The organism is Nocardiopsis dassonvillei, assembly GCF_964273065.1.
Taxonomy (GTDB): domain Bacteria; phylum Actinomycetota; class Actinomycetes; order Streptosporangiales; family Streptosporangiaceae; genus Nocardiopsis; species Nocardiopsis dassonvillei_B.
The window spans coordinates 5,823,215-5,846,178 of record NZ_OZ186815.1; the positions used below are offsets into that span (position 1 = coordinate 5,823,215).

11 protein-coding genes are annotated in these 22,964 nt (G+C 74.5%); 4 read left to right on the forward strand and 7 right to left on the reverse strand.

The genetic code is table 11. From position 1 onward, the window contains the following. Nucleotides 1–3 precede the first annotated feature (3 nt). Nucleotides 4–1,110 (reverse strand): sensor histidine kinase, encoded by a 1,107-nt coding sequence (locus tag ACSUPR_RS25975; protein ID WP_436887331.1) that lies wholly within the window; start codon nt 1,108–1,110, stop codon nt 4–6. 441 nt (nt 1,111–1,551) lie between these two features. Continuing rightward, complete coding sequence (locus ACSUPR_RS25980; RefSeq protein WP_436887332.1) at nt 1,552–2,343, reverse strand: AfsR/SARP family transcriptional regulator; 792 nt, start codon at nt 2,341–2,343, stop codon at nt 1,552–1,554. A gap of 277 nt (nt 2,344–2,620) precedes the next feature. Here ACSUPR_RS25980 and ACSUPR_RS25985 point away from each other — a divergent pair, with 277 nt between their 5' ends. The 4 genes from ACSUPR_RS25985 to ACSUPR_RS26000 all read left to right on the forward strand — a co-directional run bounded on the left by ACSUPR_RS25985 (nt 2,621) and on the right by ACSUPR_RS26000 (nt 9,994). Then, nucleotides 2,621–4,249, forward strand: coding sequence for an FAD-dependent monooxygenase (locus tag ACSUPR_RS25985; protein ID WP_436887333.1), 1,629 nt, complete (start codon nt 2,621–2,623; stop codon nt 4,247–4,249). 48 nt (nt 4,250–4,297) lie between these two features. Further along, nucleotides 4,298–6,589, forward strand: coding sequence for an MMPL family transporter (locus ACSUPR_RS25990; RefSeq protein WP_436887334.1), 2,292 nt, complete (start codon nt 4,298–4,300; stop codon nt 6,587–6,589). 63 nt (nt 6,590–6,652) lie between these two features. Further along, complete coding sequence (locus tag ACSUPR_RS25995; protein ID WP_436887335.1) at nt 6,653–7,618, forward strand: cyclase family protein; 966 nt, start codon at nt 6,653–6,655, stop codon at nt 7,616–7,618. Between the two features lie 150 nt (nt 7,619–7,768). After that, complete coding sequence (locus ACSUPR_RS26000) at nt 7,769–9,994, forward strand: MMPL family transporter (RefSeq protein WP_436887336.1); 2,226 nt, start codon at nt 7,769–7,771, stop codon at nt 9,992–9,994. Nucleotides 9,995–10,508: 514 nt separating this feature from the next. Here ACSUPR_RS26000 and ACSUPR_RS26005 read toward each other — a convergent pair. Genes ACSUPR_RS26005 through ACSUPR_RS26025 form a run of 5 tightly spaced genes read right to left on the reverse strand, consistent with a single transcriptional unit; the run spans nt 10,509 to nt 22,774 of the window. Next, nucleotides 10,509–11,510: an AfsA-related hotdog domain-containing protein gene (locus ACSUPR_RS26005; protein WP_436887337.1), complete on the reverse strand. Its 1,002-nt coding sequence runs from the start codon at nt 11,508–11,510 to the stop codon at nt 10,509–10,511. Next, nucleotides 11,507–12,310, reverse strand: coding sequence for a thioesterase II family protein (locus ACSUPR_RS26010; protein ID WP_436887338.1), 804 nt, complete (start codon nt 12,308–12,310; stop codon nt 11,507–11,509). The genes ACSUPR_RS26005 and ACSUPR_RS26010 overlap by 4 nt, the downstream gene beginning before the upstream one ends. Continuing rightward, nucleotides 12,310–15,390: a type I polyketide synthase gene (locus ACSUPR_RS26015; RefSeq protein WP_436887339.1), complete on the reverse strand. Its 3,081-nt coding sequence runs from the start codon at nt 15,388–15,390 to the stop codon at nt 12,310–12,312. The genes ACSUPR_RS26010 and ACSUPR_RS26015 overlap by 1 nt, the downstream gene beginning before the upstream one ends. Before the next feature lie 23 nt (nt 15,391–15,413). Further along, nucleotides 15,414–21,038, reverse strand: a complete 5,625-nt coding sequence (locus tag ACSUPR_RS26020) for a type I polyketide synthase (protein WP_436887340.1) — start codon at nt 21,036–21,038, stop codon at nt 15,414–15,416. Beyond that, entirely contained in the window at nt 21,035–22,774 is a 1,740-nt protein-coding gene (locus tag ACSUPR_RS26025; protein ID WP_436887341.1) for a fatty acyl-AMP ligase, read from the reverse strand. Before ACSUPR_RS26025 ends, ACSUPR_RS26020 begins: the two co-directional genes overlap by 4 nt. Nucleotides 22,775–22,964: the final 190 nt, after the last annotated feature.

The window sequence follows — 22,964 nt, forward strand, 5'->3', positions numbered from 1 at the left end:
CGCTCAGAGCGGTATGCCGGGCAGCGGGATGGCGATCCGCACCCTGGTGCCCTGACCGGGCGTGCTGTCCACATGGGCGGTGCCGCCCATGTTCCGGGCCCGCTCCACCACCGACGACAGGCCGTGGCCGCCGTCGCGGTCGGCTCTGGCCGCCTCCACGTCGAACCCGATCCCGTCGTCCTCGATCCCGATCCGCGCCACCCGCTCCGACACCGCGATGTCCACGCGGGCCAGCCGGGCCCGTGCGTGCTTGTCGATGTTGCGCAGGCATTCGCGGATGATGACGAACAGCTCCTCCCGCTGGTGGTCCGGGACCCTCTCCTGCTCGCCCCGCACGTGCACCTGCACCTCGACTCCGGGGATCGCGTGGTGCGCGAACCGCTCCAGCCGGCCGCGGATGTCGCCCTCGAACCTCGTGGGGCGCAGCGCGGACACGAGCTTGCGGGTGTCGTCCATCAGGAGGCGCAGGCCCTTCCGGGCGATCTGGAGCCGCTCCTCGGCCTCGGAGACCCCGCGGCCGCGGTACATCTCGTACAGCTCCAGGTTGCGGTCCACCATGCTCAGCCCGCTGCCGATCCAGTCGTGGACGTCGCGGGCCAGCCTGCGCTGGTCGGTCTCCAGGAGATCGCGCAGCGGCTGGTGCACACCCCCGTCGTGGCCCTCGATCAGCGCCGTGACCCGCTGCCCCACGCTCTCGTGCAGGGCCCGCAGCCACAGGGCGACCATCGCCGCGGCCTCCGGGTGGTGGGCGTAGAGCCGGGCGACCGCCTCCGCGCCGACCTCGAAGAGCAGGCCGGTCACGCGCTGCACCACGGCGGGTTCGATCTCGCCGCAGTCGGCCCGGTCGTGGGCGATGGTCCGGCGCGGGAGGCTGGTGGTGTCGACGACCACCTCGCGCGCCCGCAGGCTGGCGAAGCCGTCGTGCAGCGCGGCCTCGGCCTGGCGCAGCAGTTCTTCGGCGGTTCGGGCGTCGGAGACGGGCTCGCCCACCGCGGCGCCCACCCGGGAGAGGAAGTCGTGCAGGATCCGGCGTACCACCGGTGTACTGCTCTGCTCGTCCGCGTGCGGTTCCGCGGTGTGAGGGTTGCCGATGGTCGATGCGGTGTTCACAAAGCCCCCATCCGAACTATGCAGTGATCACCAGGTCCGTCTGAACGACTCGGGGCGGGGAGCACGCCCGGCCACGGAGGGTCGGGACATCGAACGGAATTTCGGTCGTGCGGCGCTCCGTCATGGCGCGATTGCATGATACGACAGGGCCCGCTTAACAGACATATGCCTATAAAAATCGCGAATATGTATTAATCGGGCGACAGGGGATGGTGCGGTGAACCCGCCCACCCGCCGCCTCCGGCGGTGTTCGCACAGTTCGGAAGCCCCCTCGCGGTCCGTGGGCTGCGGGCGGGCGGGAGCGGCCCGCGGAGCCCGGCGCGGCGTCGGTCGCGCGCTTGTGATGTGCGGCACTTTCTCTTGGCGGTTCTCATGGGAGCGGGCCCGGGGTCCGCAGGGACCCCGGGCCCGCCCGCGCCGGAGGAGGACGGCTCCGCCGGGTCAGGAGACCGCTCGGAAGCGGCGGTTCCCGCGGGGGTCGTCGGACATGAGGATCTCGTGCTGGAGCCGCCTGGTCCCCTCCGAGGGGTGCAGCCCCAGCTCCTCGTCCAGCACCCGGTGCAGGTGGTGGTAGGCGGCGAGGGCCTCGCCGCGCCGCCCCGAGCGGTGCAGCGCCGTGATGAGCTGGTCGTGGTACCACTCGTTGAGCGGGTCGGCGGCGATCAGGGAGCGCAGCTCGGGGACGAGCTGGCGGTGGCGGCCCAGGTGCATGTCCGCCTCCACCCGCAGCTCCAGCGCGTGGCGGCGGACCTCGTTCAGGTAGGTCACGTGGCGGCCGAGTACCGTGCCCACGGAGATGTTGGCCAGCGCCCTCCCGCGCCACATCCCCAGGGCCTCGCGCAGCAGGGGCGCGGCCTCGGCGAACGCCCCGGCCTCCATCAGCCGGCGCCCCTCCTCCACGGAGCGCGCGAACACCTCCGAGTCCAGCCGGCCGGGCCGCAGGGACAGGAGGTAGCCGGTGGGCTCGGTGGTCACCGAGACCCCGCTCCGGCGGATCCCCTCGGTCCCGTTCAGGACCCGCCGCAGGTGGTACAGGTGGGTCCGGAGGGTGGCCGCGCCCCCTTCGGGAGGCGAGCCCTCCCACAGTTCCTCGGCCACGGTGTCGGTGCCGACGACCTGGCCGGAGCGCAGCAGGAGCAGCGCCAGCAACTTGCGCACCTTCGTCCCCGCGGGGACGCGCACCTCGGTCTCGGTCCTCAGTTCGAGGGAACCGAGAACGCTGAAGTTGATCATGGGGCCTGCCCTCACTGTCCTCGTGAACGGGGAGCGCTCGTCGCCGCGCACGGCTCCCGGACCTTCCCCACTTAACAACCCGGGAGGCGCCGTGAACAGTGCGAACCCTCCCAAGGTGGGAGCCGGATGTGTCGAAAGGAGTAGTCCGGGTGTCCGAGGAGGCACCGGGAATGTCACCACGGGGCGATGAGCCCGCGGCCACCGGGGCCCGATGCTGGGTGCGCAGGTCGCATCCGGTCACCAGGGGGTGCGCACAGCCGTGAATGGAGCCGATTCCGTGAAGACCTCCGTACCGGTGCTGGTGGTCGGAGCCGGGCCCACCGGGCTCGCACTCGCCTGCGAACTGCTGCGGCAGGGCGTCGACTGCCGGATCATCGACAAGGCCGACCACCGCCCCGCCCACCAGGCCCGCGCCCTCACGATGTGGGACGGCGCCCTCGACGTCCTGCGCCGCCACGGTATCGCCGACACCGTGGTCGCCCGCGGGCTGCCCATGACCGCGGCCCGCTACTGGTCGCGCGGGCGCAACATCGCCAACGTCCGCTTCGGCGGGGAGTCCCGCGGGGACGCCTCCCCGTTGATCACCACCCAGCCCGCCGTGGAAGAGGTCATGGTGGCGCGCCTGGAGGAGGCCGGCGCCCGCGTGGAGTGGGGGACCCGCCTCACCGGGCTCACCGACCACGGGGACCGCGTCGAGGCGGTCCTGGAGGGGCCCGGCGGCGCCGAGGAGGTGGCCGCCCGGTGGGTGGTCGGCTGCGACGGGGTGCACAGCACGGTACGCGAGGCGTCCGGCATCACCTTCGGCGGCAGTACCTACGGGCGCGACTTCATGCTCGGCGACGGCGAGATGGACCACCCCATCACACCGGGGGAGGCCCACTACGTCCTGCACCCGGACGGGGTCCTCGTCATGGTCCCCCTGCCGGACGGGAAGCTGCGCGTGTTCGCCGACGCCACCGGTGTGGGCGACGCGGGGCGGGCCCCCGGGATCGCCGACGTCCAGCGGATCGCCGACGAACGCTCCCCCTTCGCCCTGGTCGTGCGCGACCTGCAGTGGAGCACCCGCTTCCAGGTGCACCTGCGCCAGGCCACCCGGTACCGCTCCGGCCGCTGCCTGGTCGCCGGGGACGCCGCCCACGTGCACAGCCCCGCCGGGGGGCAGGGCATCAACACCGGGATCCAGGACGCGGCGAACCTGGCCTGGAAACTCGCACTGGCCCTGGACGGGGTCCCCGGCGCCGAGGCGTTCCTCGACAGCTACCAGGCCGAGCGCGAACCGGTCGCGGCCGACGTCATGCGGTCCTCCCACCAGCAGACCCGCCTGTGGACGGTCGGCTCCCCCCTGGGCCGGCTCCTGCGGGACACGCTCATGGGCGTCGCCGCCGGCAGCGGACTCCTCGAACGCCGCATGGTCCCCGCCATGGCCCAGCTCGACCTCGACTACACCGCCAGCCCCGTGGTGGGGCCGGGCGGCGGGCGCCGGCTCCTGCTCCACGGCCTCCCCGACACCCCGCTGACCGCCGCCGACGGCGGCGCGGCCACCACCCTCCGCGACCTCCTGTCCGATCCGCGACACGTGCTCGTGGTCCTGCCCGGTGGCGACGACCCCGAGGGGACGGCCGGCGTTCTGCGCGCCGCGGCCCCCCTGGACGGGCGCGTGCGCACGGTGTTCCTGCTCCCGGACGGGCGGGAGGCCCCCCCGGGGGCGCCCCGGGCCGACACCTACCTGCTGCCCCGCGGCCACCGAGGCCCCCGGGGGCCGATGGCCGGGAAGCGGCTGATCCTCGTCCGGCCCGACGGATACGTGGCGGGCACCGCCGCCGACCTGGACGCGGGCCCGCTGCTCCGCCCGCTGGGCGGAGCGCCCGGCAGGGCCCTGGAGCACTCCGCCACGCACGGCCCCTGACCCCCGGACCACCCGCCCGTAGCCGACTCCGACCCGGAGCGTTCCCCGATGTTCGACAGACTGCACGGGCTCACCGCCCGCCCCCTCCTCGTCCTGGTCGTGTCCCTGGCCTTCACCGTGTCGATGGCGGTCCTGGGCTCCGACGTCGCCTCCCACCTGCGCCTGGGCGGTACGGAGGATCCCGGCTCGGAATCGGTGGAGACCGCCGAGACCCTCGACGAGGACTTCCCCGGCAGCCGTGCCGACCTGGTCCTCCAGGTCACCCCGGTGGACGGCGACATGCCGGTGGAGCACCCCGACGTGGTGCACTCGGCCGAGGACCTGGTCGCGCACCTGGAGAACGAGGAGGGCGTCACCGGGGTGACGTCCTACTGGACCGACGGGGCCCTGGCCCTGCGCTCGGAGGACGGCGGCCACGCCCTGGTCACCGCCCGCCTCCTGGGCGACGACGACGAGAGGGCCGCGACCTTCGAGCGGATCGCCCCCGGGTACCGGGGGGAGTGGGGCGACGTCACGGTGCGCCTGGGCGGCGAGGCCGCAGTGAGCGTGGAGACCCAGGCCACCGTCGAGGAGGACCTGGTGCGCGGGGAGCTGATCGCCCTGCCCATCACCCTGCTCATCCTCGTGTTCGTGTTCCGCAGCGCCGTGGCCGCCCTCGTTCCGCTCGTCGCCGGCGTGGCCACCATCCTCATCACCAACGGGGTCCTGCGCACCATCGCGGTCTCCACCGACGTGTCCGTCTTCGCCCAGAACCTCGCGGTGGGCCTGGGGCTGGGCCTGTCCATCGACTACGCCCTGCTCTTCCTGCGCCGCTACCGGGAGGAGCGCGAGGCCGGCGACGGCGTGCGGGCGGCCCTGGCCCGCACCCTGGACACGGCCGGCCGCACGGTGTTCTTCTCCGGCCTCACCGTCGCCGTCGCGCTCTCCTCCATGCTCGTGTTCCCCCAGTACTTCCTGCGCTCCTTCGCCTACGCCGGCATCCCCGTGGTCCTGTTCTGCGTGGTGACGGTCCTGGTCCTGGTGCCCTCCCTGCTCGTCCTGCTGGGAGAGCGCGTCGACGCCCTCGACCCGACCCGCCTGTGGCGCCGCCGCGGCGCCCCGCGGCGCGAGCCGGGGAGGGGCTGGTACCGCACGGCCCGGGTGGTGATGCGCGGTGCGCCGTTCTTCGCGGTCGGCGTCACCGTGCTGCTGGTGCTGCTCGCGACGCCGTTCCTGCGCGTGTCGCTCGGCCCGCCCGACCACCGCCAGATGCCCGCCGACTCCGAGGCCCGCCAGGTCGCCGAGTTCGCGGAGGAGAACATGCCCGGACGCACCGACGGCACCCTCGAGGTGCTGATCCCGGTGGAGGGCGACGCGGCCGACGACCCCCTGCTCATCCCGCGCCGGGCCGCCGAGCTCGGAGGGCTGGACGGGGTCGAGTCGGTGGTCACCCCCCTGGGCGTGTACCAGGACGGGGCCCTGGCCTACGCGCCCACCCCCGTGGACGTCGAACGCATCGGCGACGGCCACATGGTGTTCACCGTCGTCCCGGAGAGGGCGGTCGAGGCGGTCTCCCCCGAGAGCCGGGCGCTGCTCGCCGAGATCAGGGAGATCCCCGACGTCCGGGTCAGCGGGGGCCCCGCCGTCTTCTTCGACTCGCAGGACGCGCTCGCCGAACGGCTGCCGTACGCCCTGGCGCTCATCGTCGTCGCCTCGCTGGTCCTGATGTTCCTGTTCACCGGCAGCGTGGCCGTCTCCCTCCAGACACTGCTGCTCAACACCCTGAGTCTCACGGTCATGTTCGGGGCGGTGGTGTGGATCTGGCAGGACGGCAACGGCGGCGCCCTGCTCGGCTTCGACCCCATCGGGTCGATCGAGACCACGCTGCCGATCCTCATGTTCTGCCTGGCCTTCGGCCTGTCCATGGACTACAACATCATCGTCCTGTCCCGGATCAAGGAGGAGTACGAGCGCCTCGGCGACCACCGGGAGTCGATCGCCGTCGGCCTCCAGCGCACCGGCGGCCTGGTCACGGCGGCGGCCCTGATCCTGGCGGTGGTGCTGTTCGGGATCGGCTCCTCCCAGATCACCAACATGCAGATGCTCGGCATCGGCGTGGCGCTGGCGATCCTCCTCGACGCCACCGTGGTCCGCGGGCTCCTCCTGCCGGCGGTCATGGCCCTGCTGGGCGGCCGCGCCACCTGGTGGGCCCCCGGTCCGCTGCGCCGGTTCCAGCGGCGGTTCGGCTTCCGCGAGGGTCCCCCGGCCGCGGCCGCGCCCCCCGACGGGACGCCCCGGGACGCCGCTCCGGAACAGGAACCCGCCGGACGGGACCGCGAGCCCCTGCCGGACCGGATCTGATCCCGGCGGCCCCGGCCGCCCCGTATCCCGCCCAACGCACCCTCCCCTTCCCAGGAGTCCACCATGTGCTCACCCAGCGTCGTCCTGGCAGCGATCGGCGCGCCCGCCCAGTGCACCTGCGGCCACGGCCACGGGCCGGACGGCCACCACCCCGCCCCCGGAACGGACGGGCGCGGCGGCCGCGGGGCGGCGGTCCCGGGCCCCGGCCGCCGTGACGCGCTGCGCGCGGCCGTCGTCGGCGCGCTCGGCCTGGCCGGCGCGGTCGCGCTGCCCGCCGCCGCGGCGGCGGCCCCGGGTCCCCCCGCCGACTCCCTCGCCGACATCCTGCGCCGGGACCGGCGCAGGATCGTCGACCTCACCCACCCCCTCGACGCGGACTTCCCCGTGTTCGAGTTCTACGTGCGCCGCCCCGAGCAGCGGCAGGTCATGTTCTCCGACGTGGTCGGCTTCAACTCCGCCGAGTGGACGTTCAACGAGCACGCGGGGACGCACATGGACGTCCCGGCGCACGCGGACGAGGGCCTGGCCACGGCCGACGAGATCGCCCTGGAGGACCTCATCGCCCCGCTGGCCGTGGTGCGCGTCGCCGAGCGCGCCGAGCGGGAGAACACCACGGAGCTGACGGTGGAGGACGTCCTGGACTGGGAGAAGGAGCACGGGCGGCTGCCCGCGGGGGCCTTCGTGGCCATGGACAGCGGCTGGTACCGCCGGGTGGGCGACGCCGAGGCCTTCCTCCAGTTCGACCGCGCGGCGGAGGTCATGCGCTTTCCCGGCGTGAGCCCCGAGGCGGCGGAGTTCCTCGTCGCCGAGCGCGACATCGTCGGCTTCGGGACCGACACCAGCAGCCTGGACGTGGGCACCCGGGTGGAGCCGGTCACCCACCGGACTCTCCTGACCACGGGTCGCTACGGCCTGGAGAACCTGGCCGCGCTGGACGAGGTCCCCGACACCGGGGCCACGCTCCTCGTGGGCCTGCCCAAGCTGCGCGGGGGGTTCGGCGCACCCGTGCGGGCGATCGCGATCCTCTGAGCCGGTCCGCGCGGTACCGAGATTTCACCTCGGATCCCTCGACAGGCACCACTCGAAGCGCAAATATAGATATTGTCAGTATCAGTAGCGGGTAGTGTCACTACTGATTTGCCATGCTCCCCCCTGAGACAAGAGGCAAGGACCACCTCCATGTTTTCCTCACTGGCCAGATTCACGATCCGTCGCCGATGGTGGGTCCTCCTGTGCGCCGTCCTGTTCATCATCCTGGGCGGCGTCTGGGGGGCCGGAGCGGGCGGGACCCTCGGAGGCGGCGGCGGCCTGGACGACCCCCACTCCGAGTCGACCAGGGCCGACCACATCCTGGAGGACAGCCTCGGCCGCTATGTCGCCGACGTGATCGTGGTCTACGAGAGCGACGAGCTCACCGTCGACGACCCCGAGTTCCGGGAACTCGTGGAGCAGGCCGTCGCCCGGGTCCCCGCCGAGGCCTACGAGTGGCAGGAGGACTACTGGTCCACCGGCTCGGAGGACTTCGTCAGCGAGGACCGGAACAAGACCTACGTGTCCTTCCAGCTCCACGGGTACTCGGAGGAGGAGCGCGTCGACGCCTACCACGAGTACGACTTCCCCGCGCTGCTCGACGTCCCGGAGCTGGACGTCCGCTTCGGCGGACTCATCGCGGTCAACGACCAGTTCAACTCGATGAGCTCCGAGGACCTGCTCACCATCGAGATGATCGCGACGCCGCTGCTGCTGGTCATGCTGCTGTTCGTCTTCCGCAGCGTCATCGCGGCCCTGCTGCCCCTGTCCATCGCCGTCTTCGTGGCGGTCGGCTCCCTGGGGGTGCTCCGCCTGGTCGGCGGGTTCGTGGACCTGTCCACCATCGCGATCAACGTGGTCATCGTGCTGGGCCTGGGCCTGGCCACCGACTACGCGCTGCTCATCGTCACCCGGTTCCGCGAACAGCTGGCCAAGGGCCAGGACGTCGGTGACGCGCTCGTGCTCACCATGTCCACCGCCGGGCGCACGGTCGTCATCTCCGGGCTCACCATCGCCGCCACCCTGGGCGGCCTGCTCGTCTTCCCGTCGCGATTCCTGACCTCGCTGGCCTGGTCCGGGGTGAGCGTCGTCCTGTTCGCGGTCATCGCCGCCGTCACCCTGCTCCCGGCGCTGCTGTACCTGGTCGGGCACCGCGTCAACGCGCTGCGCATCCCCTTCCCGGGCGCGCGCCGCGCGGCCGAGGCGGCGGCCGACCCCTCCAGGGACCGCTGGTACCGCACCGCCCACGCCGTCATGCGCAGGCCCCTCCTGTGGACCGTGGGAATCGGTACGGCGCTCGTGGTCCTGGGGCTCCCGCTGCTGGGCGCCAACTTCGCCCGCCCCGCCGACTGGGCGCTGCCCGCGGGGACGGACAGCAGGGTCGTCACCGAGGAGCTCGTCACCGACTTCGGCTTCGACCCCTCCAAGATCGTCACCGTCGTGGTGCGCATGGAGGGCTCCGCCGAGACCGTGGAGTCGGGCACGCAGCTCGAGGCCTTCACCGAACGCCTCCGGGCGGTCGACGGGATCACCCGCGGCGAGGTCACCGAGACCCAGGGCGACCTGGCCCGCATCACGCTCAACTACATCATGGACCCGATGGGCCCCGAGGCCCGGCCGATGACCGAGGAGCTGCGCGCCGTCGAGCAGCCCGAGGGGGCGGCCGAGGTCATGTTCACCAACCGGCCCTTCGGCGTGGTCGACATGCTCGACATGATCGGCGAGCGGCTGGTCTGGATGGGCGTCATCGTCACCGCGGTGACCTTCGTGGTCCTCTTCATGGCCTTCGGCTCGGTGATCATGCCCATCAAGACCCTACTGCTCAACGTGCTGTCGTTGTCGGCGGCCTACGGGGCCATGGTGCTGATCTTCCAGTACGGGTTCCTGTCGGACGTGTTCGGGTTCGACTCGCCCGGCTACATCGACGCGAACATGCCCCTGCTCGTGGCCGCCATCGCGTTCGGACTGGCCATGGACTACGAGGTGTTCGTCCTGGCCCGGATCCGCGAGCACTACCTGCGCACCGGCGACACCACCGAGTCGGTGGCCTACGGGGTCCAGCACACCGCCCGGATCATCACGGCCGCCGCACTGCTCCTGGGCGTGGTCGTGGCGGCCTTCGTGTTCACCCGGATCAGCGTCCTGATGATGATCGGCGTCGGCCTGGTGATCGCCCTGGCCGTGGACGCCACCATCGTCCGGGGGCTCCTCCTGCCGGCGACCATGCGCCTGCTGGGCCGGTGGGCCTGGTGGTCCCCCGCCCCGCTGGCCCGCTGGTGGGACAGGTACGGCTTCCCCGAGGAGAGCGGCGACGACGACCCCGCACCGGAGCCGAACCGTCCCGGCTCCCTCGCGGGACACTCCAGCGGGCTCTGAGCCCCGCCGCCGCACCGCGGTCCGCCGCCCGGGACCTGTTCCCGGGCGGCGGACCCCTGCGTGTTCCCGGGGCCTGCGAACAGCGCTGCGGACAGAAGACCCGCTGTGGTCGGGCGGTGTCCGATGGTGGAGGGGACGTCCCGGCCTGACGCGGCCCCGGTGGTGGCTGCGGGCAGCAGGCCCGGTGCGGCACCGCTGGTGACGGCGGACCGAAGGGCCGCCCATGGCCCGCTGTGGCCGGGGACGAAGGGCTCGCCCGGGCCCGAGGCGATCCTGGTGGCGACCGCCGGCGGAAGGGCCGCCGTCGTCCGGTGCGACCCCGGCGGTGAGCGGCGGCGAAGGGACCGGCCCGGTACGGTCCGGGCGGGGGCCCGCGTGCGGTTCCCGCGCTCCTCGTACCCCGCTCCCGCGGACCCGCGCCGCGGGGCCGCGCACGCGGAAGCCCCCGTCCCGCCCGGGGAACGGGGCGGGACGGGGCGGTGACCGTGCCGGGCGCCTTCGGCCGGCACGGGGATCAGGAGGACAGGGCGACCAGCTCGATCTGTCCGGTGGCGGCCCGGGAGCCGTACTGGCGCAGCGCCACCTCCACCACGACCCGTCCGCCGGAGGCGCGGCGGGGGCGGCCCACCGCGCACTCCAGCGGGGCGCCGAACTCACCGAAACCGGTGAACAGGGTGGAACACCCCACCACGGCGGCCCGGGGCGAGGGCAGCAGGCCGGCCCGGTGGCAGGTCACGACGGCGGCCTGCCGGAACCCCTCCACGAGGAACGGCCCGGGCACGTGGTCGTAGTCGTGGTCGAAGAAGGACGGGTGGGTCCGGTCGATCGCGTAGAGGAACACGCTCTCGTCGATGCCGTTGCCGGGCCGGTCGCCGATCACGACGTTGCGCGGGTCCCGCCGCCCCACCTGCTCCGGGGCCAGGGGAGTCACCGGGGCCGGCCCGGCGGCGGCCGGCCTGCGCGCCAGCTGGAAGGACCGCAGCGCCCGGTAGTCCTCGGGGTCCATGAACACCATGTCCGCAGTGAGGGACATCGCCGGCACGCCGTTCACGGTCACGTCCCCGCGCAGGGTCAGCTCCGCGAAGTCCGCGCCCCGCCTGCGCTCCTCGACCACCCGGTAGCGCAGCACCCCCTCCAGGGGAGTGGTGGAGTCGTCGGCGTAGGCGGTCGTCTCCGGCACCCGGAACGCGAAGTTCTGCAGGGTGAACGGCAGGCCGACGGGCACCCCCAGGTGGCGGTGGACCACCACGAACGAGGCCTGGCGGGCCGCCTCGGCGATGGAGAAGGTGTCGTGCCAGGGCACGTCCCGGTCGAACCACAGGCTGTGGCCGCGGGGCAGTTGCAGGGCGAGGAGCACGTCGCCGCCGTCCAGCCGCACCGAGTCGGTCACGAACACCTCGCCCACCGCACGGCGGTGGGCGATCTGCCGGGGCACGGTCGCGTCGAAGGTCAGCGGCCGGACGGGGGCCGTGGTGGTGGGGGAGGAGCCGGTCATGGTTCCAGCCTTCCTGCTCATGGGTGGGTCTGTACGAGGGGCGGGGCCGTCAGGCGCGACCAGAGGACGTCGAGTACCGGGCGCTCCGCCTCGCCCAGGTAGAAGTGGCCGCCGGGGAACATCGTCCGGGCGAACCCGCCCCGGGTGTGCTCCGCCCATCCCTGCAGCTCCTCCTCGGTGACGGTCGGGTCGTCCACCCCGCCCATCGCGGTCACCGGGCAGGTCAGGGCAGGGCCGGGCACGTAGGAGTGGGAGGCGACCAGTTCCAGGTCGGCGCGGAGCACGGGGGCGAAGTGGGCGATCAGCTCGGGGGACTCGCGCACCGCCGCGGGGACCCCCTGGTAGATCCGGTCGACGGCGTCGATCAGGGCGAGGTCGTCGGCGGGCAGGTCCGGCCGCCGGGCGGCGCCCGTCGGCGCCGCCCGCCCGGACACCACCAGGTGCAGGGGCGGGCTGCCCGCCCGGGTCAGGGCGCGCGCCACCTCGAAGGCCAGCAGCGCGCCCATGCTGTGGCCGAACAGGGCCACCGGCCCGGTGCCCCCGTCCAGGACCGCGGAGGCCATCTCCGCGACCAGGGGCGCCCAGGCGCGGGCGAAGGGCTCCCGGGACCGGGACCCCCGGCCGGGGAGGGTGACCGGCCACACCTCGATGTCGGGTGCCAGGCCGGTGCCCCAGCGCTGGAACACCGAGGGGCCTGCCCCCGAGTGGGGGAAGCACACGAGCCGGGTGAGCGCGGCGGGCTGGGGGACCAGCGCCCGCATGGGCGCGGGGGAACGGCGCCCGCGGGGGAGGACGGCGGGAGAGGCGGCGGGAGGGGCCATCACCGGCCACCCCGCACCGCGACGGCCCCGTCGGCCCCCGCGTTGTCGGAGGCGATGGCGTCCGCCAGGTCTCCGACGGTCCCGGTCTCCAGTACCTCCAGGAGGAGTTGGAGGCGCACCCGCGCCCCCCGCTCCGTCTCCACCTGGTTCTTCAGTTCCACGATCATCAGCGAGTCCAGGTCCAGGTCGGTGAGCCGGGTGTCAGCGGGCACGGAGCCCGCCCCGGGCAGCTCCAGGGCCCGGGCGATGCGCTCGCGGACGAACAGGTCCAGCGGTTGCACTGCGGGGACGGCGGTGTCCGGCCCGGCCGGTCCCGGGTCGGCGACCGCCGACCCGGAACCGGCCGCCGCGGTGCCGGCCGGGGCGGCGGGGGCCCCGCCCGCGAGCCAGTGGCGGCGCCGCCGCCACGGGTGTCCCGGCAGCTCCACGCGCTCCCCGGGGTCGGGGTGCACGTGCTCCCACGCGATCCGGTGGCCCTCGGCGTACAGCCGGCCCAGGGACGCGTCCAGGGACACGGCCAGGGGCTGCTCCCTGCGCAGGCTCCCCACGGAGACGGCCCGCGCCCCGGCCTCCTCCACCAGCGTCCCGATGTCCCTGAGCAGGACCGGGTGCGGCCCCACCTCGACGATCGCGGTGACACCGCTCTCGACCAGGGCGGTGAGGGCCGGTGCGAAGAAGACGGCGTCGCGCAGGTTGCGCCCCCAGTGCCCGCCGTCCAGGCTCCCGGCCGTGACCCGGGTGCCGGTGACGGTGGAGTACAGCTCCGCCCGTCCCCCCACCGCGGTCAGATGGGCGACGCGTTCCGCGAGGAGGACGTCGCGCCCCTCCAGCAGGGGGCTGTGGAACCCGTACTCCACCGGCAGCATCCGGGTCGGGACGCCCCGGTCGGCGGCGGCCGCGACCACGGCCGCCACACCCTCGGCGGTTCCGGACACCACGGTCGAACGGGGTCCGTTGACCGCGCCGACCCCCACCCCCACCACGTCCTCGATCAGGGCCTCCACCCGGTCCAGGGGGAGGGCCAGCCCGGCCATGGCGCCCCCGCGGGCGCCCTCCTCCGTCACCCGGGCCCGGGCCACCAGCAGTTCCACCGCCTGCTCACGGGTGAGCATGCCCGCGTCGGTCGCCGCCGCGATCTCGCCCATGCTGTGCCCCGTGACCGCGTGGGGGACGACGCCCCACGACCTCCACAGCGCGGCCAGCCCCAGCTGCAGGGCGGCCGTGGTGATCTGCACCGTCTCGGTCTCGTTCATGCGTGCGGTCTCCGCGGGGGCGCGCAGCCGCTCCAGGACCGACCAGCCCGCGGCCTCGCGCACCAGGGCGTCCCACGCCTCGACCTCGGCGCGGGCGACCGGTTCCCGGTCGAGCAGCTCCGCGCCCATGGCCGCCCACTGGGCGCCCTGCCCGCTGAAGACGAACGCCGTCCTCCCTCCGGAGGAGGGGCGTGCGACCGCGGGGCGGGCGGCCGCCTCCCGGGCCCGCTGCACCAGCTCCTCCGGGTCCTGTGCGCTCAGGCCCAGCCGGACGGGGTGGTGCTCGCGCCGCCGTGCGGCCGCGGCGCACACCCGCTCCGCCTCGGCCCTCCCGGCCCCGCGCAGGCGCTCGGCGTAGCGCCCAGCCAGTTCGGCCAGGGCCTCGGGCGACCGCGCCGACAGGGGCAGGAGCAGGCGCCCGGGCAGCGGCCCGCCCCCGGCGGCCCCGCCGTCCGGAACCTCGTCGGGACCGGCCAGCACCACGTGCGCGTTCGCCCCGCCGAACCCGAAGGAGCTGACCCCGGCCAGGCGGCGCTCCCCGGCCGGCAGCGGGACAGGGGAGGTCGGCAGGGTGAGGCGGGTGCCCGACAGGTCGATCTCCGGGTTGACCTCGCGCAGGTGCACCAGCGGCGGTGCCTCCCCGTGCTCCAGGACGAGGAGCGCCTTCACCAGGCCGCTGATCCCGGCCGCGGCCTCCTGGTGGCCCAGGTTGGCCTTGACCGAGCCGAGCGCGCACGCCCGGTCCCCGGCCCCGTAGACCTCCCGGATCCCCTCCACCTCGATCGGGTCGCCCAGGGGCGTACCGGTGCCGTGCGCCTCCACGTACACCACGTCACCGGCGTCGGCCCGCGCGTCGGCCAGGGCGTCGCGCAGCAGCCGGGCCTGCGCCCGGGGATTGGGCGCGGTCAGCCCGTTGGTACGGCCGTCGTGGTTGGCCGCCGTGCCCAGGATGAGCCCGCGCGCACCGCCCTCGGGAACCTCCGAGGCCCGGGCCAGCACCAGCACACCGCACCCCTCACCGCGCACGATGCCGTCGGCCGCGGAGTCGAAGGGCCGGCACCGCCCGCCCGGGGCGAGCGGCAGGACCTTCCCGGTGATCTCGCTGGAGACCGGGGACAACAGCACGTTGACCCCGCCGACCAGCGCCAGGTCGCAGTCGCCCTGGCGCAGGGCGCGCACGGCCAGGTGCACGGCGATCAGGGAGGAGGAGCAGGCGGTGTCCACCGCCATGCTCGGACCCCGCAGGTCCATCAGGTAGGAGAGGCGGTTGGCGAGGATGCTGTGCGCCCCGCCCGGCGCGGTGTAGGCGTTGACCGGGTCCCCCGAGCCGAGCTGCATCGTCAGGTAGTCGCTGCCGTACACGCCCATGAAAACGCCGGTGGTGCGCTGCCGGAGCCGCTCGGGGGGCAGCCCCGCGTCCTCCAGGGCCTCCCACGCGGCCTCCAGTACCAGGCGCTGCTGCGGATCCATCCTGGCCGCCTCGGAGGCGGAGATCCCGAAGAAGTCGGCGTCGAAGGCGTCGATCCGGTCCAGCTGGCCGGCCCACCGCCCACCGTCCGGGCGTTCGGACGCCGACAGGGGAGGCTGCGCCGAAGGCGTCCTTCGGGGGCGGTGCCCGTCGGCGGAGTCGCTCAGCGGTGCCACCGCGTCGGTGCCCGACCGCAGCAGGTCCCAGAACGCGGCGGTGTCCTCCACACCGCCCGGCATGCGCAGGCCCACGCCCAGGACCGCGATCGGCTCGTGCCGGGCCCGGGTGGCCTCCGCCAGGCGGCGGCGCGTGTCACGGAGCTGGAGCAGTGCCCGTTCGAGCAGTTCCCTCTGGTCCATCGTGTCCTTCACCGGTCCTCCCGTCATCGTCGCCCGTCCAGTTCCTCGGCCACGAGCGCCGCCAGCGCGTCGTCGTCGAGATCCGCGAGCGAGCCGTCGTCCCCTGGTACGTCGTCGCCCGGTCCGCCCGCCGCCTCCGCCGCGGGCTCCGGGCCGTCCTCCGGCGCCAACCGGGCGACCAGTCCGGCCGCCAGGTCCGCCACGGTCGGGTGGGCGAAGACCAGCGCCGCCGACAGCCGCAGTTCCAGGGCGGACTCCAGCCGGTTGCGCAGTTCCACCGCGGTCATCGAGTCGAAGCCCATCTCCTGGAAGGGCACGTCCTCGTCGACGGCCTCGGGTGCCAGGCCGACGATCGCCGCGACCTGTTCCCGCAGGAACGCCCGGGCCTCGCGCTCGCGCTCCTCGCCCGACCCGGCCGAGAGCACGCGCTCCCGGCCCCCGCCGCGCGGCGTCGCGGTGCCGTCCCGGGAGCGCAGGCCGGACGTCAGCTCCCCGACGACCGGCAGCCCGGAGGAGAGCGCCATGTCCTCCCACCGGAAGGCCGCGGCGACCACGTGGGGGACGCCGGCGCGCAGGGCCTCCTCCAGCAGGTCGCCGGCGATCTCCGGCCTCAGCGGCGGGACGCCCAGCGCCGCCAGCCGGTCCGCGCCCCCGCTGGAGACCGCCAGACCCGCGTCGGCCCAGGGGCCCCAGGCGATGCTCACCGCGGGCAGGCCCGCGGCCGCGCGGTGTTCGGCCAGCGCGTCGAGCTCGGCGTTGGCCGCGGCGTAGGCGCCCTGGCCGGGCGACCCCAGGACGCCGGCCATGGAGGAGAACAGCACGAAGTGCTCCACCGGGTCGTCCAGGGTGAGTTCGTGCAGGTGGTGGGCGCCGACTGCCTTCCCCGCGGCCGCCCGGGAGACGAGGTCCCCGTCCAGGTCGGCCACCAGGGCGTCCTCCAGGACACCGGCCAGGTGGAACACCCCGCCCAGGGCCGGGAAGCGCGTGCCCAGACCGTCCAGCGCACGTCGCAGGTCGTCCCGGTCGGAGACGTCGGCGCGTCCGGTCCGGACGGACACACCCCCGTCCCCCAGCGCGGCCAGTGCCTTCTCCGCCTCGGGTCCGGGTCCTCCCCGGCCCAGCAGGAGCAGGTGCCGGGCGCCGTGCTCCGCCAACCGGCGGGCGGTGTGCAGGCCGAGAGCCCCCAGCCCGCCCGTGACCAGGTACGTCCGGTCACCGCGCAGGGCCGTCCCGGCGCCGGTCGTGACGGGCAGCGGGGCCAGCTTCGGGGTCCGCACGCCCCCGGCCACCGCCACCTGGCGGGGCAGGCCGGGCGAGCGCAGGGCCCGGGTCATGGCGGACAGGGCTCCGGACGTCACAGGGGCGGTCAGATCCGCCAAGACCACCTCCAGGTCGGGGTGCTCGTTGGCGGCCACCCTGCCCAGCCCCCACAGGCCGGCGCCCCGTCCGGGGTGCTCCGGTGAGGCGGTCGGGGACTGCGAACCCGAACTCACCAGGCACAGGCGGGGCGGGCCCTCGGGCCAGTCCCGGCCGGCCACCGAGCGCAGCAGATCGGCCGTGGCCAGGATCGTACGGGCGGGTTCGGAGTCCCCGGTGGGGGCGTCGAGGGCACGCAGGTCCACGATGCCCGTCGGCGCGGTGTCCATCGCCGCGAGGACCCGGGGGTCATCACCCGCGGTGTGCGGGGGAGCGAGCACGGTCACCCGGTCCCCGGCGTCGGTGAGGTGCTCGGCCAGCCGCTGCGCGAGACCGCCCGCGTCGGCCAGGAGCAGCCAGCTCGCCCCGGGGGCCGCGGCCGGGACCGGTTCGATCTCCTCCCAGCGCAGACCGTAGAGGCGCCCCTCCTCGACACCGTGGCGGACCGGGGTCGGTGTGACCTCGAACCGTTCGGCCGACCACACCACCGTTCCCTCGTCGTCCATGACGGTGACCTCGGCGTACAGGGCCCGCCCGACCGGGTCGAGCATGCGGACGTGGCACCAGCCCCGGCGCAGCGCGCCGGCACCGGGCCGCACCCGCACGCCCCGGGCGCCGGAGGGCAGCGGCAGCCCGCCCCGGTGGTCCGCGACGGCGGCCACCACGTGCAGGCAGGAGTCGAGCAGCGCGGGGTGCACGGGCCCGACGTCCGAGGGCAGGCCCTCGGGGAGCTCCACGCGCCCCAGGGCCCGGCCGTCACCGGTCCACAGGCCGGTCAGCGCCCGGAAGCGCGGACCGTAGCGGAGCCCCGCCCCGGCCAGCCGCTCGTACAGCCCGTCGACGTCCACCTCGTCGGCGCAGTCCCGTCCGGCCTGCTCCAGCGGGAACACGGCGGAGGGGTCCGCCCCGCCCACGGCCACCTCGCCGCGGACGTGGACGACGGCGTGCCGGGCGCCGGAGGAAGTGATCGTCAGCCGCGATCTCCCCTCCTCCAGCGGTGTCAGCGCCAGCTGGAGGTCGACCGGGCCCTCCGCGGGCGCGGGGCGGACCAGTTCCACCTCGTCCAGGAGCACCGGGCCCCCCTCGTGGTCGGCCCCGGCCGCCGCCGCGGCCGCGGCGGCGGCCAGCCAGTACGCCCCCGGAACGAGCGGGACGCCGTCCACGACGTGGTCGGCCAGCTCGGGCAGGGTCGACACGTCCCAGGGCAGCCGCCACAGGAGCAGGTCGGGGACGGCACCGACGCGCAACCGCTCGCCGAGCAGGCCCCGCGGTGCCGGCGCGGCCGGAGCCCCGGCCCCCCGGCCCGGCCGGATCAGCGGGAAGTCGCGGTGGTCCCACCCGTGTGCGGGCAGGTCCACGTGGCCGGGGTGCACCCCGTGGTGCGCCGCCCAGTCGATCTCGACCCCCATCGCGTACAGCTGCCCCAGGGCGCGCAGCATCCCGGCCGCGCCCTCGGCGTCGCGGTGCGCGGAGGACACGGTGACGGTCCCCTCGGACTCCGCCGCGACGTCGTCGATCGCCCGGATCAGGACCGGGTGCGGGGACACCTCCACGAAGGTGTCGTGGCCGTCGGCGAGCAGCCGCTCCACCGCGGGGGCGAAGCGCACCGTGGCGCGCACGTTGCGCTCCCAGTACCCGGGGCCCAGGGCGCGTCCGTCCTCGGGGGCGCCGGTCACCGTCGAGTAGAGGACGGTGTCGGCGGGGCCGGGGGAGATGCCGTTCAGCGCCTCGCGCAGGCGGGCCCGGACCGGCTCCACCTGGGGGCTGTGCGCGGCGAACTCCACGGGCACCCGCCGGGAGAAGACCCCCTGCCCCTCCAGCTCGGCGACCACCTCGTCCAGGGCCTCGGGTGTGCCGGACAGGACCGTCGACCGGGGGCCGTTGAGCGCCGCCACGGAGAGGACGTCCTCCCGGCCGCGGATGAGCTCCTCGGCCTCCTCGGCGGTCGCCTCGACCAGGGCCAGCCCGCCGGCGCCGGACAGCTCGGTCAGCAGGGAGCTGCGCCGCACCACGATGCGGGCCGCGTCCGTGAGCGACAGGGCCCCCGACACGTGGGCCGCCGCGATCTCGCCCATGCTGTGCCCGACCACCGCCACCGGGTCCACACCCCAGGCCCGCCAGGTGCGGGCCAGCGCCACCTCCATGGCGAACAGGGCGGGCTGCACCTCCGCGGTCCCGCGGGCCACCAGGCCCTCCTCGTCGCTCCACAGGGAACGGCCCAGCCACCGGGAGATCTCCACGTCGCACTCGCGGACGGCGTCCCGGAACTCCGGGATCACGGCGGCCGCCCCGCGCCCCATGCCGTCCCACTGCGACCCCTGGCCGGGGAAGACCATCACCGGCCGGCGGGGGGTGCGGCCGGCGATACCCGGACCGCACACGTCCGGGTGGGAGCGCCCCGCGGCCAGGGCCCGCATCCCGTTGGACAGCGCACGGGCGTCCGTGGCGACCACGGCGGCCCGGTGCGGGTGGTGGTCGGCACGCAGCGCCGCGGCGGCCGCCGCGCGCGCCAGCCAGCCGGGGTCTTCGAGGTGCCGCTCGGCCTCCTCGGCCCAGCGGAGCGCGCGGCGCTCCAGAGCGGCGGCCGTGCGCCCCGAGACCGGGACCACGTGGGCGCGCGGCACGGCGGACTCCGGCCGCTCGTCCCGCTCCGCCGCCGGGGCGGCCGGAGCGGTCGCCACGACCAGGTGCGCGTTGGTGCCGCCGAAGCCGAAGGAGCTGACGCCCGCGATGACGGGGGCCTCCTCCGGGAGGGGGTGCGCCTCGTCCTGGACGTGCACGGGAATCCGCTCCAGCCCCAGCAGGGGGTTGGCCCGCTCGAAGTGGATCGTCGGCGGCAGCAGCCGGTGGTGCAGGGCCAGCGCCGTCTTGATCAGGCCGGTGACGCCCGCGGCCGCCTCCAGGTGGCCCACGTTCGACTTGACCGACCCCACCCGCAGCGGCCGCTCCGGGGAACGGCCCGCGCCCAGGACCGCGCCCAGGGCGCCCACCTCCACGGGGTCGCCCACGGCGGTCCCGGTCCCGTGCGCCTCCACGAACTCCACCTCGGCCGGGTCGACGCCCGCCGAGGCGTAGGCGGCGCGCAGCACCCGCTCCTGGGACAACCGGTTGGGCGCGACCAGGCCGTTGGTGCGGCCGTCCTGGTTGACCGCCCCTCCGCGCACCACCGCGTACACCCGGTCGCCGTCGGCCAGCGCCCGGGACAGGGGCTTGAGCACGACCACGCCCACGCCCTCGCCGCGCACGTACCCGTCGGCACGGTGGTCGAAGGTCTTGCAGCGGCCGTCGGCCGCCATGAGGCCGCCGCGGCTGAACCCCATGCCGATCTGCGGACCGGAGATGATGTTGACCCCGCCGGCCAGGGCCAGCTCGGACTCGCCCGAGGACAGGGAGCGGCAGGCCAGGTGCACCGCGACGAGGGAGGAGGAGCACGCGGTGTCCACCACCATGCTCGGTCCGCGCACGTCCAACAGGTAGGACAGCCGGTTGGCGACCACGCTGAGCGCCCCGCCCGTACCGTCGTGGCGCCGGGGGTCGTCCCCGGAGGTGAACAGGGCGGCCCCGTGGTCGTAGGTGGACACGCCCATGAACACCCCGGCGGCGGACCCGGACAGCGAGGACGCGCCGATCCCCGCGTCCTCCAGGGCCTCCCAGGCCACCTCCAGGGTCAACCGCTGCTGGGGGTCCATCCGCTCGGCCTCGCTCGCGGTCAGCCCGAAGAAGTCGGAGTCGAACGCGGTCGCACCGTCGAGGAAGCCGCCCCAGCGCGTGTTCATCCGGCCCGGAACCGTCGGATCCGGGTCGTACAGCGCCTCGGCGTCCCACCGGTCGGCGGGCACCTCCCCGACGGAGTCGCGGCCCTCCACCAGCGACTTCCAGTAGTCCCGCGGTCCCTGTGCGCCGGGGACCCGGCAGCCCACGCCCACGATGGCGATCGGTTCGGCGGGGTCGGCGGGCGCCGTCCGGGACGGCGCCCGCGGCTCGGGGTCGCGGCCGCCCGCGGCGATGAACGCGGCGGCTCCGCGCAGGGTGGGGTGATCGTAGGCCAGGGTCGGGGGCAGGGCCAGGCCGGTTCGCCGGGAGAGCTCCTCGCTCAGCTCCACCGCCTGCACCGAGGACAGGCCGACCTCGGTGAACAGGGCGTCGGGTGCCACGGCGGAGGCGGGGATCTCCAGGGTGCGGGCTATGGCGTCGGTCATCCAGCCCAGCACGGTGTCGGGGGAGTGGTTCACTTGGCGGCCTCCATCGCGGTGGCGCGCGAACGCGCGGGGGGCAGGGTCCCTGCCTCGTAGGCGGCCCGGCAGGCGCGCCGCTGGATCTTGCCGCTGGTGGTCTTGGGCACCGCCCCGGGGGCGACCACCAGCACGGTGTCCGGGCGTACGCCGTGGGCCGTGGCGACGGCGGCGCCGATGGCGCGGGCCACGTCGTCCGGGTGGGTGTCCTTGTGGGCCGGGTTGAACTCGACGACCACCACGAGTTCCTCCCGCCCCCGGCCCTCGACGGCGAAGGCGGCCAGGCAGTTGCGCCGGACGGCCGGGTGGGCGGCCTCGGCCGTCGACTCGATGTCCTGCGGGTAGTGGTTGCGGCCGTCGACGATGATGACGTCCTTCAGCCGGCCGCACACGTAGAGCTCGCCGTCGAGCACCACCCCCAGGTCCCCGGTGCGCAGAAAGGGGCCCTCGCCGGTGTCGGCGAGGCGGGCCCGGAACGTCTCCTCCGTCGCCTCGGGCGCCTCCCAGTAGCCCTCGGCGACGTCGGGGCCGGCCGACCAGATCTCGCCCACCGCGCCCGGTTCCACCCGCAGCCGGGTGTCGGGGTCGACGATCTCCAGCCTGCGCCCCTCCAGGGGCTCCCCGGAGCCGACGAGCACGTGGTCGCCGCCGGGCACCAGGCGCCGCTCGCGCTGGAGGGCGGGAAGGTCCACCGAGACCGTCCTGACCGGTTCCCCGATACGGGACCCGGTGACCATCAGGGTGTTCTCCGCCAGGCCGTAGCAGGGGTAGAAGGACTCGGGGCGGAAGCCGTGCGGCGCGAACGCCTCGGTGAAGGCCGCGAGGGTCGACGCCCGGACGGGCTCGGCTCCGTTGAAGGCGATCTCCCACCCGCTCAGGTCCAGACCCTCGCGAGCCGCCTCGGGGATGCGGCGCAGGCACAGCTCGTAACCGGAGTTCGGCGCACCGGAGACCCTGGCGCCGTAGTGCTGGATCGCGCGCAGCCACCGTCCGGGGTCCTGGATGAACGCCATCGGCGGCATCAGGACCGCCTCCAGCCCCACGAACACGGCGGGCAGCAGGGTGCCGATCAGCCCCATGTCGTGGAAGAGCGGGAGCCAGCTGACGATCACGGTGTCGGGCGTGTAGCGGCCCGCCCGCCGGATGTACTCCTCGTTGTGGGTCAGCGACCGGTGGCTGACCACCACGCCCTTGGGGTTCCCCGTGGATCCGGAGGTGTACTGGAGGAAGGAGACGTCGTCGGGGGAGGCCCGTACGGGGCTGTACCGGGTGGCGTCGTAGGTGGCGACCTCGTCGACCATCACCCACTCCAGGGCCGCCAGCTCGGGGGCCGACCCGGCGAAGTGCGGCCGGTAGTCGACCGCGAGGGTGGACAGGATGCAGACCGGAGAGCAGTCGGCCGCGATCGCGCGCAGGGTGTCGATCTTGCGCTGGGAGTTCACGGGGAAGGGCGGGTACACCGGGACGGCGATCACCCCCGCGTACTGGCAGGCCAGGAACGAGTGCACGAACTCGATCGCGTCCGGGACCATGACGATCACCCGGTCGCCCGGGCGCGCGACCTCCTGGATCCTCGCCGCGACGGCGCGTACGCGCAGCTCCAGCTCGGCGAAGGTCGGGGCGTGCGCCTCGTCCCTGCCGTTGGGCAGGTACCGGTAGGCGATCTTGGAGCCCCGCGCCCCGACCTGTTCGGCGAGCGCTTCGGGGAGAGTTGCGGTCAGCGGCAGAGCGGCCATTTTCCATCCCTGGTTTCTGGAATCCCCGAAACTGCGGACCGGGTACCGGAAGGTCCGTTGTCCGCCGTCGGAGGGATCGTGTACCGACGTGCTCCATGGTCCGGTCGCGCCATTGGCCGGGGCAAGGGAATTGAGTTCCTGACCAGGGCTTTTCCACACCCCCTGGACATTGCTTTGACGCGGCTTCGAC

Coding starts and splice junctions, on each gene's coding strand:
- ACSUPR_RS26025 (WP_436887341.1), bottom strand. CDS start 22,774: ATGGCCGCTCTGCCGCTGACCGCAACTCTCCCCGAAGCGCTCGCCGAA.
- ACSUPR_RS25980 (WP_436887332.1), bottom strand. CDS start 2,343: ATGATCAACTTCAGCGTTCTCGGTTCCCTCGAACTGAGGACCGAGACC.
- ACSUPR_RS26010 (WP_436887338.1), bottom strand. CDS start 12,310: ATGGCCCCTCCCGCCGCCTCTCCCGCCGTCCTCCCCCGCGGGCGCCGT.
- ACSUPR_RS25990 (WP_436887334.1), top strand. CDS start 4,298: ATGTTCGACAGACTGCACGGGCTCACCGCCCGCCCCCTCCTCGTCCTG.
- ACSUPR_RS26000 (WP_436887336.1), top strand. CDS start 7,769: ATGTTTTCCTCACTGGCCAGATTCACGATCCGTCGCCGATGGTGGGTC.
- ACSUPR_RS26005 (WP_436887337.1), bottom strand. CDS start 11,510: ATGAGCAGGAAGGCTGGAACCATGACCGGCTCCTCCCCCACCACCACG.
- ACSUPR_RS26015 (WP_436887339.1), bottom strand. CDS start 15,390: ATGGACCAGAGGGAACTGCTCGAACGGGCACTGCTCCAGCTCCGTGAC.
- ACSUPR_RS25995 (WP_436887335.1), top strand. CDS start 6,653: ATGTGCTCACCCAGCGTCGTCCTGGCAGCGATCGGCGCGCCCGCCCAG.